At 59.9% G+C, this 18,662-nt stretch carries 15 protein-coding genes; 9 read left to right on the forward strand and 6 right to left on the reverse strand.

Annotation, left to right across the window (positions count from 1 at the left end; all coding sequences use genetic code 11):
* Positions 1-102 precede the first annotated feature (102 nt).
* From GVL50_RS18485 to GVL50_RS18500, 4 genes are all read left to right on the forward strand, one after another.
* Positions 103-1,164, forward strand: a complete 1,062-nt coding sequence (locus GVL50_RS18485) for a GTP-binding protein (RefSeq protein WP_159814669.1) — start codon at positions 103-105, stop codon at positions 1,162-1,164.
* Between the two features lie 256 nt (positions 1,165-1,420).
* Positions 1,421-2,788, forward strand: coding sequence for a nucleobase:cation symporter-2 family protein (locus tag GVL50_RS18490; RefSeq protein WP_159814670.1), 1,368 nt, complete (start codon positions 1,421-1,423; stop codon positions 2,786-2,788).
* 13 nt (positions 2,789-2,801) lie between these two features.
* A complete protein-coding gene (locus tag GVL50_RS18495) occupies positions 2,802-4,190 on the forward strand; it encodes an amidohydrolase family protein (protein WP_159814671.1) in 1,389 nt (462 codons plus the stop codon).
* A gap of 189 nt (positions 4,191-4,379) precedes the next feature.
* Positions 4,380-4,577 carry a hypothetical protein gene (locus tag GVL50_RS18500; protein ID WP_159814672.1) on the forward strand — a complete coding sequence of 66 codons (198 nt, stop codon included), beginning with the start codon at positions 4,380-4,382 and terminating at the stop codon, positions 4,575-4,577.
* A gap of 98 nt (positions 4,578-4,675) precedes the next feature.
* On the opposite strand, the gene GVL50_RS18505 is transcribed toward GVL50_RS18500, so the two are convergent.
* From GVL50_RS18505 to GVL50_RS18515, 3 genes are all read right to left on the reverse strand, one after another.
* Positions 4,676-5,590 (reverse strand): DHH family phosphoesterase, encoded by a 915-nt coding sequence (locus tag GVL50_RS18505; RefSeq protein ID WP_159814673.1) that lies wholly within the window; start codon positions 5,588-5,590, stop codon positions 4,676-4,678.
* Positions 5,591-5,684: 94 nt separating this feature from the next.
* On the reverse strand, positions 5,685-6,968 hold the full coding sequence (locus tag GVL50_RS18510; RefSeq protein WP_159814674.1) for a Zn-dependent hydrolase: 1,284 nt from the start codon (positions 6,966-6,968) through the stop codon (positions 5,685-5,687).
* Positions 6,969-7,104: 136 nt separating this feature from the next.
* Entirely contained in the window at positions 7,105-8,589 is a 1,485-nt protein-coding gene (locus tag GVL50_RS18515) for an NCS1 family nucleobase:cation symporter-1 (protein ID WP_159814675.1), read from the reverse strand.
* A 624-nt stretch (positions 8,590-9,213) separates the two neighbouring features.
* On the opposite strand from GVL50_RS18515, the gene hydA reads away from it, so the two are divergent.
* The 3 genes from hydA to preA all read left to right on the forward strand — a co-directional run bounded on the left by hydA (position 9,214) and on the right by preA (position 13,468).
* Positions 9,214-10,653, forward strand: a complete 1,440-nt coding sequence (hydA, locus tag GVL50_RS18520) for a dihydropyrimidinase (RefSeq protein WP_102899263.1) — start codon at positions 9,214-9,216, stop codon at positions 10,651-10,653.
* A 172-nt stretch (positions 10,654-10,825) separates the two neighbouring features.
* Positions 10,826-12,193 carry an NAD(P)-dependent oxidoreductase gene (locus tag GVL50_RS18525; protein WP_159814676.1) on the forward strand — a complete coding sequence of 456 codons (1,368 nt, stop codon included), beginning with the start codon at positions 10,826-10,828 and terminating at the stop codon, positions 12,191-12,193.
* On the forward strand, positions 12,194-13,468 hold the full coding sequence (gene preA, locus GVL50_RS18530; RefSeq protein WP_053121404.1) for an NAD-dependent dihydropyrimidine dehydrogenase subunit PreA: 1,275 nt from the start codon (positions 12,194-12,196) through the stop codon (positions 13,466-13,468).
* Between the two features lie 141 nt (positions 13,469-13,609).
* Here the strand turns inward: preA and GVL50_RS18535 are convergent, their stop codons facing one another.
* Complete coding sequence (locus GVL50_RS18535; protein ID WP_053121406.1) at positions 13,610-14,230, reverse strand: TetR/AcrR family transcriptional regulator; 621 nt, start codon at positions 14,228-14,230, stop codon at positions 13,610-13,612.
* A 145-nt stretch (positions 14,231-14,375) separates the two neighbouring features.
* Here GVL50_RS18535 and copC point away from each other — a divergent pair, with 145 nt between their 5' ends.
* Positions 14,376-14,738, forward strand: a complete 363-nt coding sequence (gene copC, locus GVL50_RS18540) for a copper homeostasis periplasmic binding protein CopC (RefSeq protein WP_159814677.1) — start codon at positions 14,376-14,378, stop codon at positions 14,736-14,738.
* A 3-nt stretch (positions 14,739-14,741) separates the two neighbouring features.
* A complete protein-coding gene (copD, locus tag GVL50_RS18545; protein ID WP_159814678.1) occupies positions 14,742-15,596 on the forward strand; it encodes a copper homeostasis membrane protein CopD in 855 nt (284 codons plus the stop codon).
* 78 nt (positions 15,597-15,674) lie between these two features.
* Here copD and GVL50_RS18550 read toward each other — a convergent pair whose 3' ends face one another.
* Together GVL50_RS18550 and GVL50_RS18555 are read right to left on the reverse strand one after the other, a co-directional pair.
* Positions 15,675-16,817, reverse strand: coding sequence for an HlyD family secretion protein (locus GVL50_RS18550; RefSeq protein ID WP_159814679.1), 1,143 nt, complete (start codon positions 16,815-16,817; stop codon positions 15,675-15,677).
* Positions 16,814-18,469, reverse strand: a complete 1,656-nt coding sequence (locus tag GVL50_RS18555) for an MFS transporter (RefSeq protein WP_159814680.1) — start codon at positions 18,467-18,469, stop codon at positions 16,814-16,816. The genes GVL50_RS18550 and GVL50_RS18555 overlap by 4 nt, the downstream gene beginning before the upstream one ends.
* Between the last annotated feature and the right edge of the window lie 193 nt (positions 18,470-18,662).

Consider the following 18,662-nt stretch of genomic DNA (forward strand, 5'->3'; position numbering starts at 1 on the left):
GTGTGTCATTCAACAATGAAGGTGGCTGACCCACCGCATTCGCGAGCAAGCCCGCTCCCACATTTGATCTCACTCCGACACAAAGTACCTAAGGAGCTTCAGATGAACACCCCATTCAACGCCCCAACCCGCAACACCAAAATCCCCGTGACCATCCTCACCGGTTTCCTCGGTGCCGGTAAAACCACTCTGCTCAATTACATCCTCAAGGAAAACCACGGCCGCAAAATCGCCGTGATCGAAAACGAATTCGGTGAAGTCGGCATCGACGGCGACCTCGTCCTCAGTTCCGAGACCGAAGAAATCTACGAGATGGTCAACGGCTGCGTGTGCTGCACCGCCGAGGTTCGCGAGGACTTGGTGCGCATCGTCAGAGAGCTGGTCGCGCGGCCGGTGCGGCTTGACCACATACTTATCGAGACCAGCGGCCTGGCCGATCCGTACCCGGTGGCGCAGAGCTTTTTCATCAATGACCCGATCGCCGATGAAGTCGAACTCGACGCCATCGTGACCATGGTCGACGCCAAGCACATCGCCCAGCACCTGGAGGATCTGCAACTCGACGGCGTCGACAATCAGGCAGTGGATCAGATTGTCTGCGCCGATCGGATCGTCATCAACAAGGTCGATCTGGTCAGCACTGAAGAAGTGGAAACCCTGCGCGGCAAGATCCGTGGCTTGAATGCCACGGCAGATCTGGTGACCTCGACCCACGCGCAAATCGATCTGACGAAGATCCTCGGCATCGGCGCGTTTGAATGCACGCAGAAGCTCATGGAAATCGGCGCGGATCAGCACGATCACGATCACCACGACCATGAGCATCACGCTGAGCAGTCTACTGAAGAGCAGGATCACCAACACGACCCAAGCGTGTCATCGGTGGGCATCGCTGTGGACGGCGCGGTCAACCTGGTGGCGTTCCACCGCTGGATCAGCGAACTGCGCTCCTCCCAGGCCGACAACCTGTACCGCATGAAAGGCGTGCTCGCCGTGGCCAATGAAGACCAGCGCTACGTGCTGCAAGGCGTGCACAGCCTGGTGGAATTCCGCGCCTCGACCGCGTGGGGCACGGAGCCCCGCTCGAGCAAGATCGTGTTCATCGGCCGCGACCTGGATCGCGCGGCCCTGAACCAGGGCTTCGCCGCCTGCCTGGCAGGCTGAAACAAGGCATCGGAGCCGGTGGATGGCGGCTTCGGGCACATGTGTACGAATGACTGATGCCAGTTTTTTGCACAACACAAAACTTGTGGGAGCTGGCTTGCCAGCGATAGCGGACTGTCAGTTTATAAAAATGGTGACTGCTAAATCGCCATCGCTGGCAAGCCAGCTCCCACAGGGTTCCACTGTGTTCTTGAGCTGATCGGCATCAGACGAATACCCCTCTCTACCGCATAAAAACAGCCAGAGGTGTTTCCCCATGTCGTCAGCCACATCCCCATCAAAAACCGCATCCACCGTGCACCCCGTCGACCGCGTTTTGCCGGTGCGACAGATGCTCACCCTCGGCCTGCAACACATGGCCGTCTCGTACATCGGCGCCATCGCCGTGCCGTTGATTGTTGCCAGTGCGTTGAAAATGTCTCACGCCGACACGGTGGTGTTGATCAGCACCACGCTGTTCTGTTCCGGCATTGCCACCCTCCTGCAAACCGTCGGCTTCTGGAAATTCGGCGTGCGCCTGCCAATTCTGCAAGGCGTGGCTTTCAGCAGCGTTGGCCCGGTGATCGCCATCGGCAGCAACCCGGAGGTGGGGTTCGCCGGGGTCTGCGGGGCGGTGATCGGCGCGGGGATTTTCACCATGCTGATGGCGCCCTTCGTCGGTCGATTACGGCGGTTTTTTCCGCCCGTGGTCACCGGTTGCATCGTCACCGTGATCGGTTTGCAGCTGTTCCCGATTGCCTATGAATGGGTTGGCGGCGGGCGCAACGCGAGCAACTTCGGCGCGCCGGCGTTCCTCGGTGTGGCGGTGGTGGTGTTGCTGACGATTCTGCTGGTCAACCGCTATGGCAGCCCGATGCTGCGCAACATGGCGGTGTTGATCGGGATGCTGGTTGGCGCCGGTCTTGCCTACGGTCTGGGCATGGGCAGTTTTCACAGCGTCGAAGATGCGCCGTGGCTGACCGTGCCCTACCCGTTCTATTTCGGCCTGCCAACCTTCAGCCTGATCCCCATCGCGACCATGGTGGTGGTGATGATCGTGCAGATGGTCGAGTCGATGGGGCTGTTCGTGGCCATCGGCGACATTGTCGAAAAACCGGTCGAGGACAAACAGGTCATCAACGGTCTGCGCGCAAATGGCCTGGCCAGCACCATCGCCGGGATGTTCGCCGCGTTCCCGTTTATTGCCTTCATGGAAAACGTCGGCCTGGTGATCCTCACCGGCGTGCGCAGCCGTTGGGTGGTCGCGGTCAGCGGCTTGCTGATGTGCTCGATTGCCTTGGTGCCGAAGGCCGGCGCGATCATCGCTTCGATGCCGACCGCCGCCCTCGGTGGCGCTGGCATTGCCATGTTCGGCGTGGTTGCGGCGGCGGGCATTCAGACTCTCGCCAAAGTCGATTACGAGCGCAATCGCTACAACGTGCTGATCGTCGGTTTCACCATCGCCGCCGCGCTGGTGCCGGTGCTCGCCCCCACCTTGTTCAAACAACTCCCCGAGTGGTCGCAGCCGTTCCTGCACAGCAGCGTGGTTATCGCTTGCCTGGTGTCGGTGCTGCTCAACGCCGCGCTGAATGGCGTCAGCGTGCCGGAAACCACCGCCAGCAAATCCGCCTCGCACATCCTTTAGTTTGGAGCTGCCCATGACTCAACTTCAGAACATCCTGATCAAAAACCCGGTCGCGGTGATGACCGGCCTGCGCGGCCCTCGCGCGCGGGCCGGGGCCGTGGACATCCGCGTGGTCAACGGTCGCATCGCCGAAATGGCCGCGAACCTTGAACCACAACCCGGCGAACGGCTGATCGACGCGCGCAACTGCGTGGTCTATCCCGGCTGGATCAACACCCACCATCACCTGTTCCAGAACCTGCTTAAAGCCGTGCCCGCAGGGCTGAATCAGGATCTGCAAGGCTGGCTGGCGAGCGTGCCCTACCCGCGCCTCAACCGCTTTACCCCGCAACTGGCGCGGATTGCTGCACGACTGGGCATGGTCGAATTGCTGCTGTCCGGCGTCACCACCTGCGCCGATCACCATTACCTCTACCACGCTCACGGCAGCACCGAGACCGGCGACTTGCTGTTCGACATGGCCGATGAGTTTGGCCTGCGCTTTGTGCTGTGCCGTGGCGGCGCGCTGGAATCGGCGAGCGCACATCCGGGCTTCTCGAAAACCGCGCTGCAACCGGAGAGCCTCGAGCAAATGGTTGGCGATATCGAACGGCTGAAATCGCTGTATCACCAGGACACTCCAGACGCGATGCGCCGCGTGGTTGTCGCGCCAACCACGCCAACGTTCTCGCTGCCGCCAACGTTGCTGCGCGAACTCGCCCACACCGCACGCGGCCTCGGTTTGCGCCTGCACACACATTTGTCGGAAACGCAGAACTACGTGAATTTCTGCCGCGAAAAATACAACTGCCTGCCGGTGGAATTCGTCGCCGAACACGAATGGCTCGGCCCCGACGTCTGGTTCGCCCACGCCGTACACCTGCAACCGGGTGAAATCCGCATGCTCGCGCAGACCGGCACCGGCATCTCGCACTGCCCGGTGAGCAATGCGCGGCTGGGCAGCGGCGTCGCGCCAGTGCCGCAGATGTACGAGGCAGGTGTGCCGATTTCTCTAGGCGTGGATGGCGTAGCGTCGAATGAATCCGGAAGCATGGTCGGTGAGGCCAACACCGCGTGGCTGATTCATCGCGCCGAACAAGGCGCCTCGGCGACCACCGCAGAAGACGTCATTCACTGGGGCACGGCGGGTGGCGCGCAGGTGTTGGGACTTGGCGCGGTTGGCACTTTGGAAGTCGGGCAAGCGGCGGATTTGGTCGTCTACAGTCTCGATCACCCACGGTTCTACGGCTTCCACGACAGCGCCGTCGCCCCGGTGGTTGCGGGTGAACCGATCACGGTGAAATACAGCCTGGTCTGCGGCCGGATTGTGGTCGACAACGGCGTAATCCCCGGCCTGGACATCGAACGCATGCGCGCCGAAGCGTGGGAAGGCGTGCAACAACTGATGAACGTAGAAGACTGACCCCCGATCCCGTGTAGGAGCTGCCGAAGGCTGCGATCTTTTGATCTTGTCTTTAAAAAACAAAGTCAAAAGATCGCAGCCTTCGGCAGCTCCTACACGGGATCGTCGTATTCGCGCCTTCCAGGTTTGTCGTCTAACGTTACTCCCTCATCGGACTGAGCCCCTGGGCTCTTGATCAAGGAGAGACTGATGACGTCGCGTCGCACGATCGAACAGACCTACCGCACCTGGTCCAGCCCCATTCTGCTGGAGCTGAAAAAGCGCGAACACCAAATGGCGCCGTTCGAGCGTCAGGCGCTGGAGAATGTGTTGGTGGAGAGGCGGTTGCTGGATGTTGGCAATCCGCAGGGCAATGATCGCCGAACAAAAAACCTCACCCTGGATTAATCGCGTAACCCTTGTAGGAGCTGAGCTTGCTCGCGAAGGCATTATGTCAGGCAGATGTGATTTGCCTGACACAATGCCTTCGCGAGCAAGCTCGGCTCCTACAGGTTTGTGTGCAGGCCCAGTTTGAGTAGTTCCTTGCGCAGGATTGAGGGTGCGTGGATGGCCATGCCGGCGTGCCAGTCCAGTGTCAGCAGGCGATTGAGTTTGCGTTGGCTCGAAACGGATTCGACCAGCAAACAACTTTTCCGGTCGCGGATGCTGATGACATTCAGCATCCAGTCATCGCCCTGCTCAGCCATCCATTGGCGGATCGCTGGCCGATGCCTTTGCAGCAACGCATCGGCATCCCACACGGTCATTTGTGCGAAGACTTGCGGCAGATTACTTTCGGGTTTCAGCCGTTTCAGGTCGGCTGCCACGGCATTGCCAAGGTCAGATTCGATACTGGCCTGGCATTCGAGGAAGTATTTCTCGGGCCAGTCGGTCGCGAGTTTCGCCCGAAACGCGAGTTCGGCGTAGGCGCCGATGTCCGCTGCGGTGGTCATCTGGCTGGTGAAGTTCAGGGTGTTGTCGAGGATCGCGGTGGCCAACAGTGCGGCGCTTTGTTCGCTGATTTTTGCTAGCAAGTCTGAGGTCTGCCAACGCTGAAAGACCTGAGTTGCCGCAGCGCCGATCGGGCGGATGTCGGCGGCTGAACCGAGTTTCTTTGCCCAGTAATCTTCGTAACCTGGATGATGGTCGATGACTTCCACGACCTGATCGAGCACGACCAATGGATCGAAATGGTGATAGTCGGATACGTCGACCAAGATGAATTCGTCAGTCAGCGACGGTTCATGCGTTTGAAAAGCGCGACCCCAATCAAGCACGGTTTTCGAGACGCTGGCGTTGGGTTTTGCGCTGCTGACGACGCGGGCGGGGATGCCTTGCAGATTGAGTAATTCGGCGTAGGCGATGCAGCAGGCGTAGGCGTCGATGTCCAGATAGGACGCGCCGGAGGTGATGATTTTCATGGGCGGCAACGTCGCACATTTTCATGACATTCGGGTGACAGGAAAAGATCGCAGCCTGCGGCAGCTCCTACACAGGGCTGCGATCTGTTGATGTTTATGCGGCGGCTTTACCGGCTGCCACCGCCGCCGAAGCCGCGAGCATCGCCCGCAACAACACCGCGCACCCGGCCGCCAGATCATCCGGCGCGGCGTTCTCGATTTCGTTGTGGCTGATCCCGCCTTCACACGGCACGAAAATCATTCCGGCAGGGCCAAGTTCGGCGAGGAAGATTGCGTCGTGGCCGGCGCCGCTGACGATGTCCATGTGCGACAGGCCCAAACCCTTGGCCGCGCCGCGCACCGCTTCCACGCAGCCTTTTTCGAAGTACAGCGGCGGGAAGTCGGCGGTTGGGGTCAGTTCATAAGTCAGGCCATGTTCCTCACAAGTCGCTTCGATGACCTGCTTCACTTCAGCAATCATCGAATTCAGTCGCGCCGGTTCCAGATGACGGAAATCGAGGGTCATGCGCACTTCGCCGGGAATGACGTTGCGCGAGCCGGGATAGGCTTGCAGGCAGCCGACCGTGCCGCAGGCGTGCGGTTGATGGCCGAGGGCGGCGCGGTTGACGGCGCCGACGATGACCGAGGCGCCGACCAGTGCATCTTTGCGCAGGTGCATCGGGGTTGGGCCGGCGTGGGCCTCGACGCCGCGCAGTTTCAGATCGAACCACTTCTGCCCCAGCGCACCAAGTACCACGCCGATGGTTTTCTGTTCGTCTTCAAGGATCGGGCCTTGTTCGATGTGAGCTTCGAAATAGGCGCCGACTTTATGCCCGCTGACTTTACGCGGGCCGGCGTAGCCGATCGCATTGAGTGCTTCCCCGACCGTGATGCCCTCGGCATCGACCTTGGCCAGCGTTTCTTCGAGGGTGAATTTTTCGGCGAACACGCCGGAGCCCATCATGCATGGCGCGAAGCGCGAGCCTTCTTCGTTGGTCCAGACCACCACTTCCAGCGGCGCTTCGGTTTCCACGCCGAGGTCGTTGAGTGTGCGCAGAACCTCGACGCCAGCGAGCACACCGAAGCAGCCGTCGAACTTGCCACCGGTGGGTTGCGTGTCGATGTGGCTGCCGGTCATCACTGGCGGCAGGTCGGGATTGCGCCCCGGCCGGCGGGCAAAGATGTTGCCGACGGCATCGACCGTGACGCTGCACCCTGCGTCCTTGCACCATTGCACGAACAGGTCGCGGGCCTGGCGGTCGAGGTCGGTCAGGGCCAGGCGACAGACCCCGCCCTTGACCGTGGCGCCGAGCTTGGCCAGTTCCATGAGCGAGGCCCAGAGGCGATCGCGGTTGATGTGCTGATGGGTTGATTGCAGAACGTCTACGGCTGCGTTCATGGGGATCTCCTCAGTGTTGATGCCGATAGTTCCCACGTTCTGCGTGGGAACTCATCCATGGACGCTCTGCGTCCGCTGTTGGGACGCAGAGCGTCCCGGGCTGCATTCCCACGCAGAGCGTGGGAATGATCATGACTTACACCGCTGTTTTCACGGCAGAAGGCTGCGCCCGCATCACGCACAACCCGTAATAAATAATCCCGCCCAACGCCGAGCCAGTGAACCAGCCATAGCTGTAAAACCAGCTGAACGCATCGCTACCCAGCGACAACAACGTCAGCACCACCGGCACACCAAACGCGAGAAAACCGGCCCGGTTCCACGCCGGATACACGTCATCGCGGTACAACCCGGCCAGGTCCAGTTGCTGTTTCTTGATCAGGAAATAGTCCACCACCATGATCCCGGCAATCGGCCCGAGCAGGCTCGAATAACCCAGCAACCAGTTGGAATACACGGTCTCCAGGCTCACATCGGAAACGATCAAACCGAGCTTTTTCAGCAGCTCATGTCCCATCAGCAACAGGCCGACCAACCCGGTCAGCAACACCGCTTTGGTGCGGTTGATCACCTTGGGCGCGATGTTCTGAAAATCGTTGGTCGGCGAGACAATGTTCGCGGCGGTGTTGGTCGACAGCGTGGCGATGATGATCAATGCCATGGCCACCGCGACCCACACCGGGCTCTGGATATGGCCGATCAAAGTCACCGGATCAGACACCGTCACGCCGACCAGTTTCACCGACGCTGCGGTCATGATTACGCCCAGCGAGGCGAACAAAAACATGGTCAGTGGCAGGCCGAAAATCTGCCCGAGGATTTGATCTTTCTGGCTCTTGGCGTAACGACTGAAGTCCGGGATGTTCAACGACAACGTCGCCCAGAAACCCACCATTGCCGTCAGCCCGGCGGCGAAGTAACTCACCACGCTCGCGCCTTCCGGACGCTTCGGCGGGATCGCCAGCAGTTCGGTCATCGAGACATTGGGCATCGCCCATACCAGCAAGCCGATGCCGACCGCCACCAGCAACGGCGCGGACAAGGTTTCCAGCCACTTGATCGACTCGGCGCCGCGAATCACCACCCACAGGTTCAGCGCCCAGAACACCATGAAGCCGATCACCTCCCCCGTCCCGCCAAGGGATTTCCAGCCGTCGAAAATCGAGCCGAGAAACAGGTGAATCGCCAAACCGCCAAACATCGTCTGAATGCCGAACCAGCCGCACGCCACCAGCGCGCGAATCAAACAGGGCACGTTGGAGCCGAGAATGCCGAACGACGAGCGCAGTAACACGGGAAACGGTATGCCGTACTTGGTGCCGGGAAAGGCGTTCAGCGTCAGCGGAATCAACACGATGATATTGGCGAACAGAATCGCCAGCAGCGCTTCGCCCACACTCAAGCCGAAGTACGCCGTCAGCACGCCGCCGAGGGTGTAGGTCGGCACGCAGATCGACATGCCGACCCACAGCGCGGTGATGTGCCATTTATTCCAGGTCCGTTCGCGCACCTTGGTCGGTGCCATATCGTGGTTGTAACGGGGACTGTCGAGGACGTCGCTGCCGGCTTCGAGTTCGAACAAGCCGTCGCGCTCGGTCACTTGCGATCTGTTCTGTTGCATGGCCGCTCCACTGTTCTTCTGATTATTTTTTTGCTCATCAGGCGGCTTGCACACAAGGCGCGAGCCGGACGATGGCCGGAGGAACTGACAACTTTCGTGCACCGGCCATGGTGTCAGCGGCGGCATCAATAAACGTGCCGGGTGAACCGCTTGGCGCTAGGGCCGCGCTTCAAACGTATTGCAACTTTCTGATATTTATCAGTTTTAATTATTCACCTGATGAGTTCGCGGAAACTTGTCTGGGTGCTCAGGCTAAACACTTGGCAAGTTGTCCGAACAGACAGGACTCAAACTGGTGCACTGCATTTATTTTCATTGAGAACGTGCAACCGCAGCTCAACTTCAAGCGGCTGATTTCACATAGGAAATCTTGCTCATATTTCCATCCTGTCAAGTGCGTCAAAATGGTGAGCCGCCTCACCATTTTGGTGATTTACACTTTTTATCGTTATTTTTCATATAGTTAAAATAGACGTAAGCTTATAAAAAATATTCTTGCTCTATTGCAAATTCACGACTAGTTTCTATTCCTGACAGCGCTGACAGGAATACACCCTGCACTGCTGTACATCAATAAAACATTTAGAACCGGCACAAGTCGGTCATGCCTGCGAGGAACTCGGAATGTCTCTGTTGATCCGTGGCGCCACCGTTGTTACCCATGATGAAAGTTATCGCGCCGACGTCTATTGCGCCGACGGCGTGATCAAAGCCATCGGTGAAAACCTTGATATTCCCGCCGGCGCCGAAGTGCTCGACGGCAGCGGCCAATACCTGATGCCCGGCGGCATCGATCCGCACACACACATGCAACTTCCATTTATGGGCACCGTCGCCAGCGAGGATTTCTACAGCGGCACGGCGGCGGGTCTGGCCGGTGGCACCACGTCGATCATCGACTTCGTCATTCCCAATCCGCAGCAATCATTGATGGAAGCGTTTCATCAGTGGCGCGGCTGGGCGGAGAAGTCCGCGTCCGACTATGGCTTCCACGTCGCGATCACTTGGTGGAGCGAGCAGGTGCGCGAAGAGATGGCCGAACTGGTCAGCCATCACGGCATCAACAGCTTCAAACATTTCATGGCCTACAAGAACGCGATCATGGCCGCCGACGACACGCTGGTGGCGAGTTTCGAGCGTTGTCTGGAGCTCGGTGCGGTACCGACCGTGCACGCGGAAAACGGCGAGCTGGTCTATCACCTGCAACGCAAGTTGATGGCCCAAGGCATCACCGGGCCGGAGGCGCATCCGCTGTCGCGGCCTTCACAGGTTGAAGGGGAAGCGGCGAGCCGGGCGATTCGTATCGCTGAAACCATTGGCACGCCGTTGTATCTGGTGCACGTCTCGACCAAGGAAGCCCTCGACGAAATCACCTATGCGCGCAGCAAGGGTCAGCCCGTGTACGGCGAAGTGCTCGCCGGGCATTTGCTGCTCGACGATAGCGTCTACCAACACCCGGACTGGCAGACTGCTGCGGGTTACGTGATGAGCCCGCCGTTCCGTCCGCGCGGTCATCAAGAGGCGCTGTGGCACGGGCTGCAGAACGGCAATCTGCACACCACTGCGACGGATCATTGCTGTTTCTGTGCCGAGCAAAAAGCGGCCGGGCGTGACGACTTCAGCAAGATCCCCAACGGCACGGCGGGTATCGAAGATCGCATGGCGGTGCTTTGGGATGAGGGCGTTAATTCCGGTCGTTTATCGATGCAGGATTTCGTCGCCCTCACCTCAACCAACACCGCGAAAATCTTCAATCTCTATCCGCGCAAAGGTGCGATTCGTGTCGGTGCCGATGCCGACCTGGTGCTGTGGGATCCGCAAGGCACGCGCACCATTTCCGCCAAGACCCACCATCAGCAGGTGGATTTCAACATCTTCGAAGGCAAGACCGTGCGCGGCGTGCCGAGCCATACCGTCAGCCAGGGCCGATTGGTCTGGGCCGATGGCGACCTGCGCGCCGAGCGCGGCGCCGGGCGGTACATCGAACGGCCGGCGTATCCGGCGGTGTTTGACTTGCTGAGTAAGCGGGCTGAGCAACATAAGCCAGTTGCTGTGAAACGCTGATATCGAGGCCTTCGGCCTTAGATGATCGTTCCCACGCTCTGCGTGGGAATGAAGCCCGTGACGCTCCGCGTCACTGGACGCGGAGCGTCCCTAGAGGCATTCCCACGCAGAGCGTGGGAACGATCTGCCCATCAGAGGCAGAGAACCTCAAATAACCGTGAGGCACACAACCGTGATCGAGACCCTGAACCATCTCCCCCACCCGCACGAAAGCGCGGCCGCCCTCGCCGGGCATTTCACTGATCTGGCGCCGCCGCTCAACGCTCGGCAGGCACATCTGGAAGCCTCGCGCTGCCTGTATTGCTACGACGCGCCGTGCGTGAATGCGTGCCCGAGCGAGATCGATATCCCCTCGTTCATCCGCAATATCCATCAAGACAACGTCCCCGGCGCCGCGCAGAAAATCCTCTCGGCAAACATCCTCGGCGGCAGTTGTGCACGCGTTTGCCCGACTGAAATCCTCTGCCAGCAGGCCTGTGTGCGCAACAACGCCCACGAATGCGCGCCGGTGCTGATCGGCCTGCTGCAACGCTACGCCGTCGACAACGCACACTTTACTGAACATCCATTCCAGCGCGCGGCAGCCACCGGTAAACGCATCGCCGTGGTGGGTGCCGGGCCGGCCGGTTTGTCCTGTGCACATCGCAGCGCCATGCACGGGCATGACGTGGTGATTTTCGAAGCGCGGGAGAAGGCTGGCGGGCTCAACGAGTACGGGATCGCCAAGTACAAACTGGTCGACGATTACGCGCAAAAGGAGCTGGATTTCCTCCTGCAAATCGGCGGCATCGAAATCCGTCACGGGCAGAAACTCGGTGAGAATCTGACCCTCAGCGAACTGCATCACCAATTCGACGCGGTGTTCCTCGGCCTCGGTCTCAACGCCAGCAAGCAGCTCGGCCTGGCCCACGAAGACGCCCCGGGCCTGCTCGCCGCCACCGATTACATCCGCGAACTGCGTCAGGCCGATGACCTCACGCAACTGCCACTGGCCGAACGCTGCATCGTCCTCGGCGCCGGCAATACCGCGATCGACATGGCCGTGCAAATGGCTCGCCTCGGCGCTCGCGATGTGAACCTGGTGTATCGCCGTGGCGCCGCAGACATGGGCGCCACCGGGCACGAACAAGACATCGCCAAGGCCAATCAGGTGCGTCTGCTGACCTGGGCACAACCGGAAGAAGTGCTGCTCGACGATCAAGGCAACGTGCGCGGCATGCGCTTCGCTCGCACCGATCTGGTCGAAGGACGCCTGCAAACCACCGGTGAAACCTTCGAACTGGCCGCCGACGCAATCTTCAAAGCCATCGGCCAGTCCTTCGACGGCAGCGCCCTCACCGACCCGCTCGCCCGTGAACTCAAGCGCCAGGGTGAACGCATTCAGGTCGACGAAAACCTGCGTACCAGCATTCCCGGCGTGTATGCCGGCGGCGACTGCACCAGGCTCGATCAAGACCTCACCGTGCAAGCCGTGCAGCACGGCAAACTCGCCGCCGAGGCGATCAACGCTCAACTGATGCTCAACGTGGAGGCTGCGTAAATGGCCGATCTCTCGATAGTCTTCGCCGGCATCAAAGCACCGAACCCGTTCTGGCTGGCCTCCGCGCCACCGACCGACAAAGCCTACAACGTGGTGCGCGCGTTTGAAGCAGGCTGGGGTGGCGTGGTCTGGAAAACCCTTGGCGAGGATCCGGCGGCGGTCAACGTTTCGTCGCGTTACTCGGCGCATTACGGCAACAACCGCGAAGTGCTCGGCATCAATAACATCGAGCTGATCACCGACCGCTCGCTGGAAATCAACCTGCGCGAAATCACTCAAGTGAAGAAGGACTGGCCGGATCGCGCAATCATCGTTTCGCTGATGGTGCCGTGCGTTGAAGAGTCGTGGAAACACATTCTGCCGCTGGTTGAGGCCACGGGCGCTGACGGCATCGAACTGAATTTTGGTTGCCCGCACGGCATGCCAGAGCGCGGTATGGGCGCGGCGGTCGGTCAGGTGCCGGAGTACGTCGAGCAGGTGACGCGCTGGTGCAAGACTTATTGCTCGCTGCCGGTGATCGTCAAACTGACGCCGAACATCACCGACATTCGCGTCGCCGCTCGCGCCGCCCATCGCGGTGGCGCCGATGCTGTGTCGCTGATCAACACCATCAACTCGATCACCAGCGTCGATCTGGAGCACATGGTCGCCCTGCCCACCGTCGGCAGCAAAAGCACCCACGGCGGTTATTGCGGTTCGGCGGTGAAGCCGATCGCGCTGAACATGGTCGCGGAAATTGCCCGTGATCCTGAGACGCAGGGCTTGCCGATCTGCGGGATTGGCGGCATTGGCAGTTGGCGCGATGCCGCAGAATTCATGGCGCTGGGCAGCGGCGCGGTGCAAGTGTGCACCGCGGCGATGCTACATGGTTTCCGCATTGTCGAGGAGATGAAGGACGGCTTGTCGCGGTGGATGGACAGTCAGGGTTACGCCAGCATCAGTGAGTTTTCCGGGCGCGCGGTGGGCAATACCACGGACTGGAAATACCTCGATATCAACTATCAGGTGATCGCCAGGATTGATCAGGAAGCGTGCATTGGTTGCGGGCGTTGCCACATTGCCTGCGAGGACACTTCACATCAGGCGATTGGCAGTTTGCGCCAGGCGGACGGGACGCATAAATATGAAGTGATTGATGATGAGTGTGTGGGCTGCAATTTGTGCCAGATCACTTGTCCGGTGGCGGACTGTATCGAGATGGTGCCGATGGATTCAGGCAAGCCGTTTCTGGACTGGAATCATGATCCGCGCAATCCCTACCATGTTGCGGTTTGACTGATCGTTCCCACGCTCTGCGTGGGAACACAGCCCGGGACGCTCTGCGTCCCATTGGAACGCGGAGCGTCCCTAGAGGCATTCCCACGCAGAGCGTGGGGACGATCATGTAGGAGCTGCCGAAGGCTGCGATCTTTTGACTTATGGTTCCAACCCAATCCCGCGCAAGATCACACTCGTCACCGTCTGCACCGCCCGCTCAAACTGCATGTCCGACAACGGCTGGTGATCATTCAAAATATTCACCTGATGATCAAAGTCGGCATAGTGCTGCGTCGACGCCCAGATCATGTACAGCAAACTCGAAGGTTCCACCGGCAAAATCCGCTTGTCCTCGACCCACTGCCGAATCTTCGCTTCCTTCATTTTCGCCCAGTCATACAGGCTGACATCCAGCGCCTCGCCCAGCGTCGGCGCGCCGTGGATGATTTCATTGGCCCAGACCTTCGAGCCGTACGGCCGGCTGCGCGAGTGGTTCATCTTCGCGCGAATATAACTGCTGAGCACCACGCGCGGATCGTCGAACATCTCGAAGCACAGCGCATCCTGCTTCCACACTTCCAGCAGATCAAACAGCACCGCGCTGTACAGCTCGCTTTTGGTGCTGAAGTAATAATGCAGATTGGAACGCGGCAGTTGCACTTCGGCGGCGATGTCGGCCATCGCGGTGCTGCCGAAACCTTTTTCGGCGAAGACTTTTTCCGCCGCCAGCAGGATTTTCTCGACGTTATTGCGGCGAATTTCGATCTTGTGATTGCCCATGTGGGCTCCCTGACAACAGCGTTGTTGAAGACTAGCATCCGCTCAGGCACGCGGGCGACAGATGAAAACGAAACTTCGTACAGACGCGCCCGGACGCGGTTGAGTAAACTCGCCGTTCTTCGATTCTGCCTCAGAGGTATCCGCGATGCTGCTCAAGAATGTCCTGACCACCACTGCCCTGCTCGCCTCGCTGTTCGCGGCATCTTCGGTGTTTGCCCACGCCCATTTGAAAAGCCAGACCCCGGCCGCTGACAGCACCGTCGCTGCCCCGGCCGATCTGCGCCTGACCTTCTCCGAAGGTGTCGAAGCCACGTTCACCAAAGTCACCGTGACCAAGGACGGCGCGCCGGTTGCGGTCAAACCGCTGACCACCGAAGGCGACAAGAAAACCCTGATCATCACCCCGGCGGCGCCGCTGACCGCCGGTGAATACAAAGTCGAATGGCACGCGGTATCGGTCGACACGCACAAAAGCGAAGGCGCCTATCAGTTCAAGGTTGGCCAGTAATTCATGAGCGAAGCGCTGGTGCTGTGCCGCTTTCTGCATTTCACCGTGGTGTTGATGCTGTTCGGCGCCTGGCTATTCCGGCCGTTGCTGCTCAAGGGTGAAGCGCTGGAACTGGATCAGCACCTGACGCGACTCGCCCGTTGGCTGGCCGCGGTTGCGCTGGTCAGCGGGATTGCCTGGGCGTTGCTGATTACCGCGAGCATGGCCGGTTCTGCTGCGGCGGCGTTTGATCCAGACACTATTGCGCTGGTGCTGGGCAATACGTTTTTTGGTCAGGTGTGGCGCTGGCACCTGCTGATCAACGCGGTGCTGCTGGCGTTGCTGTTCACTCCGTGGCGTTCAAGCATGCCGTTGCGCTTGGGTTTGAGCGGGTTGTTGCTGGCGACGCTGGCACCGGTCGGGCACGGCGCGATGCTTGATGGCTTGAGCGGGCAGCTGCTGATTCTCAATCAGATCGTTCATCTGACCTGTGTGGCCGCGTGGCTGGGTGGGTTGTTGCTGCTGTTGATGATTCTGCGCCAGCCGAGTGAGCTTCGTGGTGTTTTGCAGCGTTTCAGCGGCGTTGGTTATTGGCTGGTGGCGGGGTTGCTGATCACCGGGTTGATCAACGTCCGTGTGCTGACCGGTCAGTGGTGGCCGACGCCGTTGTTCAGCGGGTTTGCGCTGATTCTGTTGATCAAGGCGATGATTGTGCTGGGCATGCTCGGGTTGGCGTTGTTCAACCGCTTGCGCATGGAAGATTGCGAACAGCGGATCGACACGCTCAAACGCAGTGTGATGGTTGAATGGCTGCTCGGCATTGGCGCCGTAGCCGCCGTCTCGCTGCTCGGCACCCTGCCCCCGATGATCACGGCTTGAAAAGAAAAAGATCGCAGCCTTCGGCAGCTCCTACAGATTATCCATGTAGGAGCTGCCGAAGGCTGCGATCTTTTGATCTTAATGGGGTTGGGTGTTGCCGGCGGCGGTATCGATACTAACCACCACCGACATCCCCGGCCTTAGCCGTTCCTCTTCCTGCTGATCCGGATCAATCGTGATCCGCACCGGCACCCGCTGGGCAATCTTCACAAAATTACCCGTCGCATTGTCCGCTTGCAGCAAGGCGAATTCAGACCCCGTGCCCGGCGAAATATGCTGCACATGCCCGGTGAATTTACGGTGGTTCAGCGCATCGACGGTGAAGCGCACCGGCTGCCCGACCCGCACGTTGTCCATCTGGGTTTCCTTCATGTTGGCGATCACCCATTTCTGGTTCGGCACCAACGCCATCAACTGCGCCCCGGAGTTGACGTAAGCGCCGAGACGCACGCCAATCTGCCCCAACTGCCCGTCACGCGGCGCGACGATGCGCGTGTTCGACAAATCGATCCGCGCCAGTTGCACCGCCGCTTCCGCGCTGGCCACCGACGCCTCCAACGAACCACGATTGACGATCACCGTCTGCAAATCCTGACGAGCGATTTCGACATTGGCCTTGGCCTGCGCCACCGCGGCAATGCTTTGCGCATTGGCTGCGAGCGCCACGTCCATCTCACGTTTCGACACCGAACCGTCGCTCACCAGTTCCTTGTTACGCCGCAAATCCGCCTCGCTTTTGCGCAACTGCGCTTCGCTGTCGGCCTGCACGGCTTGGCGCAACTTGATCGTCGCCTCGGCGCTATTGCGTTGCTGCACGACGTTGGCCAACGCGGCTTTCTGCACCGCCAGTTGCGCCAGCGATTGATCGAGACGTTGCTGATAGATGCGATCATCCAGACGCACCAGCAAATCACCGGCCTTCACATACTGAAAATCCTGCACCGGCACTTCATAGACATAACCGGCGAGCTGCGGGCCGATGATCGTCACTTGCCCGCGAATCAGCGCATTTTCAGTGGTCTCGACCGCGCTGCTGAACGGCGGCAATTGCCAGGCATACAACACGATCAACACGCCGACGATGGCGATCGCGGCAAAGCCCATTGAAGAGATGATCCGCACCCGCAACGAACGTGGTTCAGTATTTGGCGATGACGGCGGCGCCACGCCTTCGGGCGTGGCGGCAATGGCGTTAGTGGTTGTGGTGGTCGGTTCGGTCATGAAGAAATGGCACCGCTCGAAGGTGTGGATGGCGCAGGGGCGACGGCTTTGGTGGTGCTCATCAGCCACAGCGCACGAATGGACAGCCAGATCATGGTCAGCACCGCAATCACGGCGATCAGCATGAACACGTCGTTGTAGGCCAGCACGTTGGCCTCTCGGGTCGCGGCGTTGGCCAGGCTACGAATGCCCGCAAGGTTGCGCAGGCTCGGGTCGGCCAATAGCGAGCCATACGCCGAGCCGCCACTCTGCACGCGCGCGGCCACCAGAGGGTCAGACAGCGTCAGGTGCTCAACGATGTGACTGGAATGAAATTTTTCCCGGACGATCTGAAAGGTGCCCAGAAGCGCCGCGCCGATTAAACCGCCGAGGTTATTACAGATCCCGAACAGCACGGAAAAACTCACCAGGTTGCGCGGATTGGTCAACACGTTGCGCGTGCCGAGCACCATGGTCGGCCCGAGGAAAAACGTGCTGCCGAAGGCCAACAGGAACTGACTGAAATAGAGGTTTTCCGGGCGGGTCAGGTTGTTGGAAGAACTGTCCATCACCGCCCCGGTGGCCATCAGACCCAGCGAGATGATCAACGGCATCAGCAGGTGTTTGGGGTCGATCGTCAGTGCGCTGGTCAACAACCCCGCGACGCTGCCAATCAGCATTACCACGTACAGGCTGTGCAATTGCTCATAGCCCATGTTCAGGTTCTGCATGAAACCCACCGCACCGGTGGACTGCTCGGAGGTGACCATACGAATCAGGGTCACTGCCAACGCCAGACGAATCATCGTCCCGCTGCCGAGCCAACGGGTCATCAGCATCGGGTTGCTGCGATTATGTTCGATGGCCAGACCGGTGATGATCAGCGCAATCGACGACGCGAGGGCGACGCCGATCCAGTCGGCCTCCAGCCACCAGTCGATCCGCCCCAACGACAGCACCGCGCACAGCAATGCCACGCCACTGGCGAGAATGGCGAAGGTCAGGAAATCGAGTTTTTCGAAAGTTTTGAAGCGGTCGCCGGGCGGCAACTTGAGCATCAATACGCAGCCCAGCGACAGCAACGCCATGCCCAATTCGAACAGGTACAAGCCGCGCCATTCGGCGATTTGCAGCAAGTCTTCGGAGAATAATCGCGCCAGCGGCAAGGCTAACTGCGACGTGCCGAGGCCGAGCACCAGCGCCTTCATTCGCCACTTCGCCGGGAACGCCTGCACCATGTAATACAGGCCCAGAGAGCTCAGCGCCGCGCCGACCATGCCGTGCGCCGCCCGCACCGCGACTGCGGAATTGAGATCGTTGACGAACAAGTGGCCGAAGGTCACCAGCGCGTACAACACGAGGAATACTTCGGTGAACGCGCGCAAACCGAACTGCTGGCGAAACTTCACCAGCAACAGGTTCATCGACACGTTGGTCATTACATACGCTGCCGGCAGCCAGGCCATTTCCGCCGTTGTGGCGCCGAGCGCGCCTTGCAGATAAGGCAGGTTGGCAACCACCAGCGAGTTGCCCAAACCACCGGTCAGCGCCACCAGCAAACCGACCAGCGCATAGGCCAGGCGCTTGGGGTTGGAGTGCAGCGGCGTCGAAGGGGAACCGGGCAGACTGGGCTTCTCGTGCGGCTGCCAGTGGCGCGGGGCGTATTGATCCATGGAAAGGCCTTGTACGAGGGATGAGTGAAGTTTGCCGCAAATTCCGGCAACACACATCCATGGACAATTCAAATCCTTGTAGGAGCTGTCGAGTGAAACGAAGCTGCGATCTTTTGATTCTTTTTTCCAAAGCCAGATCAAAAGATCGCAGCGTGCCGCAGCTCCTACAAGTGATCAGAGTGCTGCTGATAGT

It is taken from the genome of Pseudomonas sp. 18058 (genome assembly GCF_902706155.1).
Taxonomy (GTDB): Bacteria; Pseudomonadota; Gammaproteobacteria; order Pseudomonadales; family Pseudomonadaceae; genus Aquipseudomonas; species Aquipseudomonas rustica.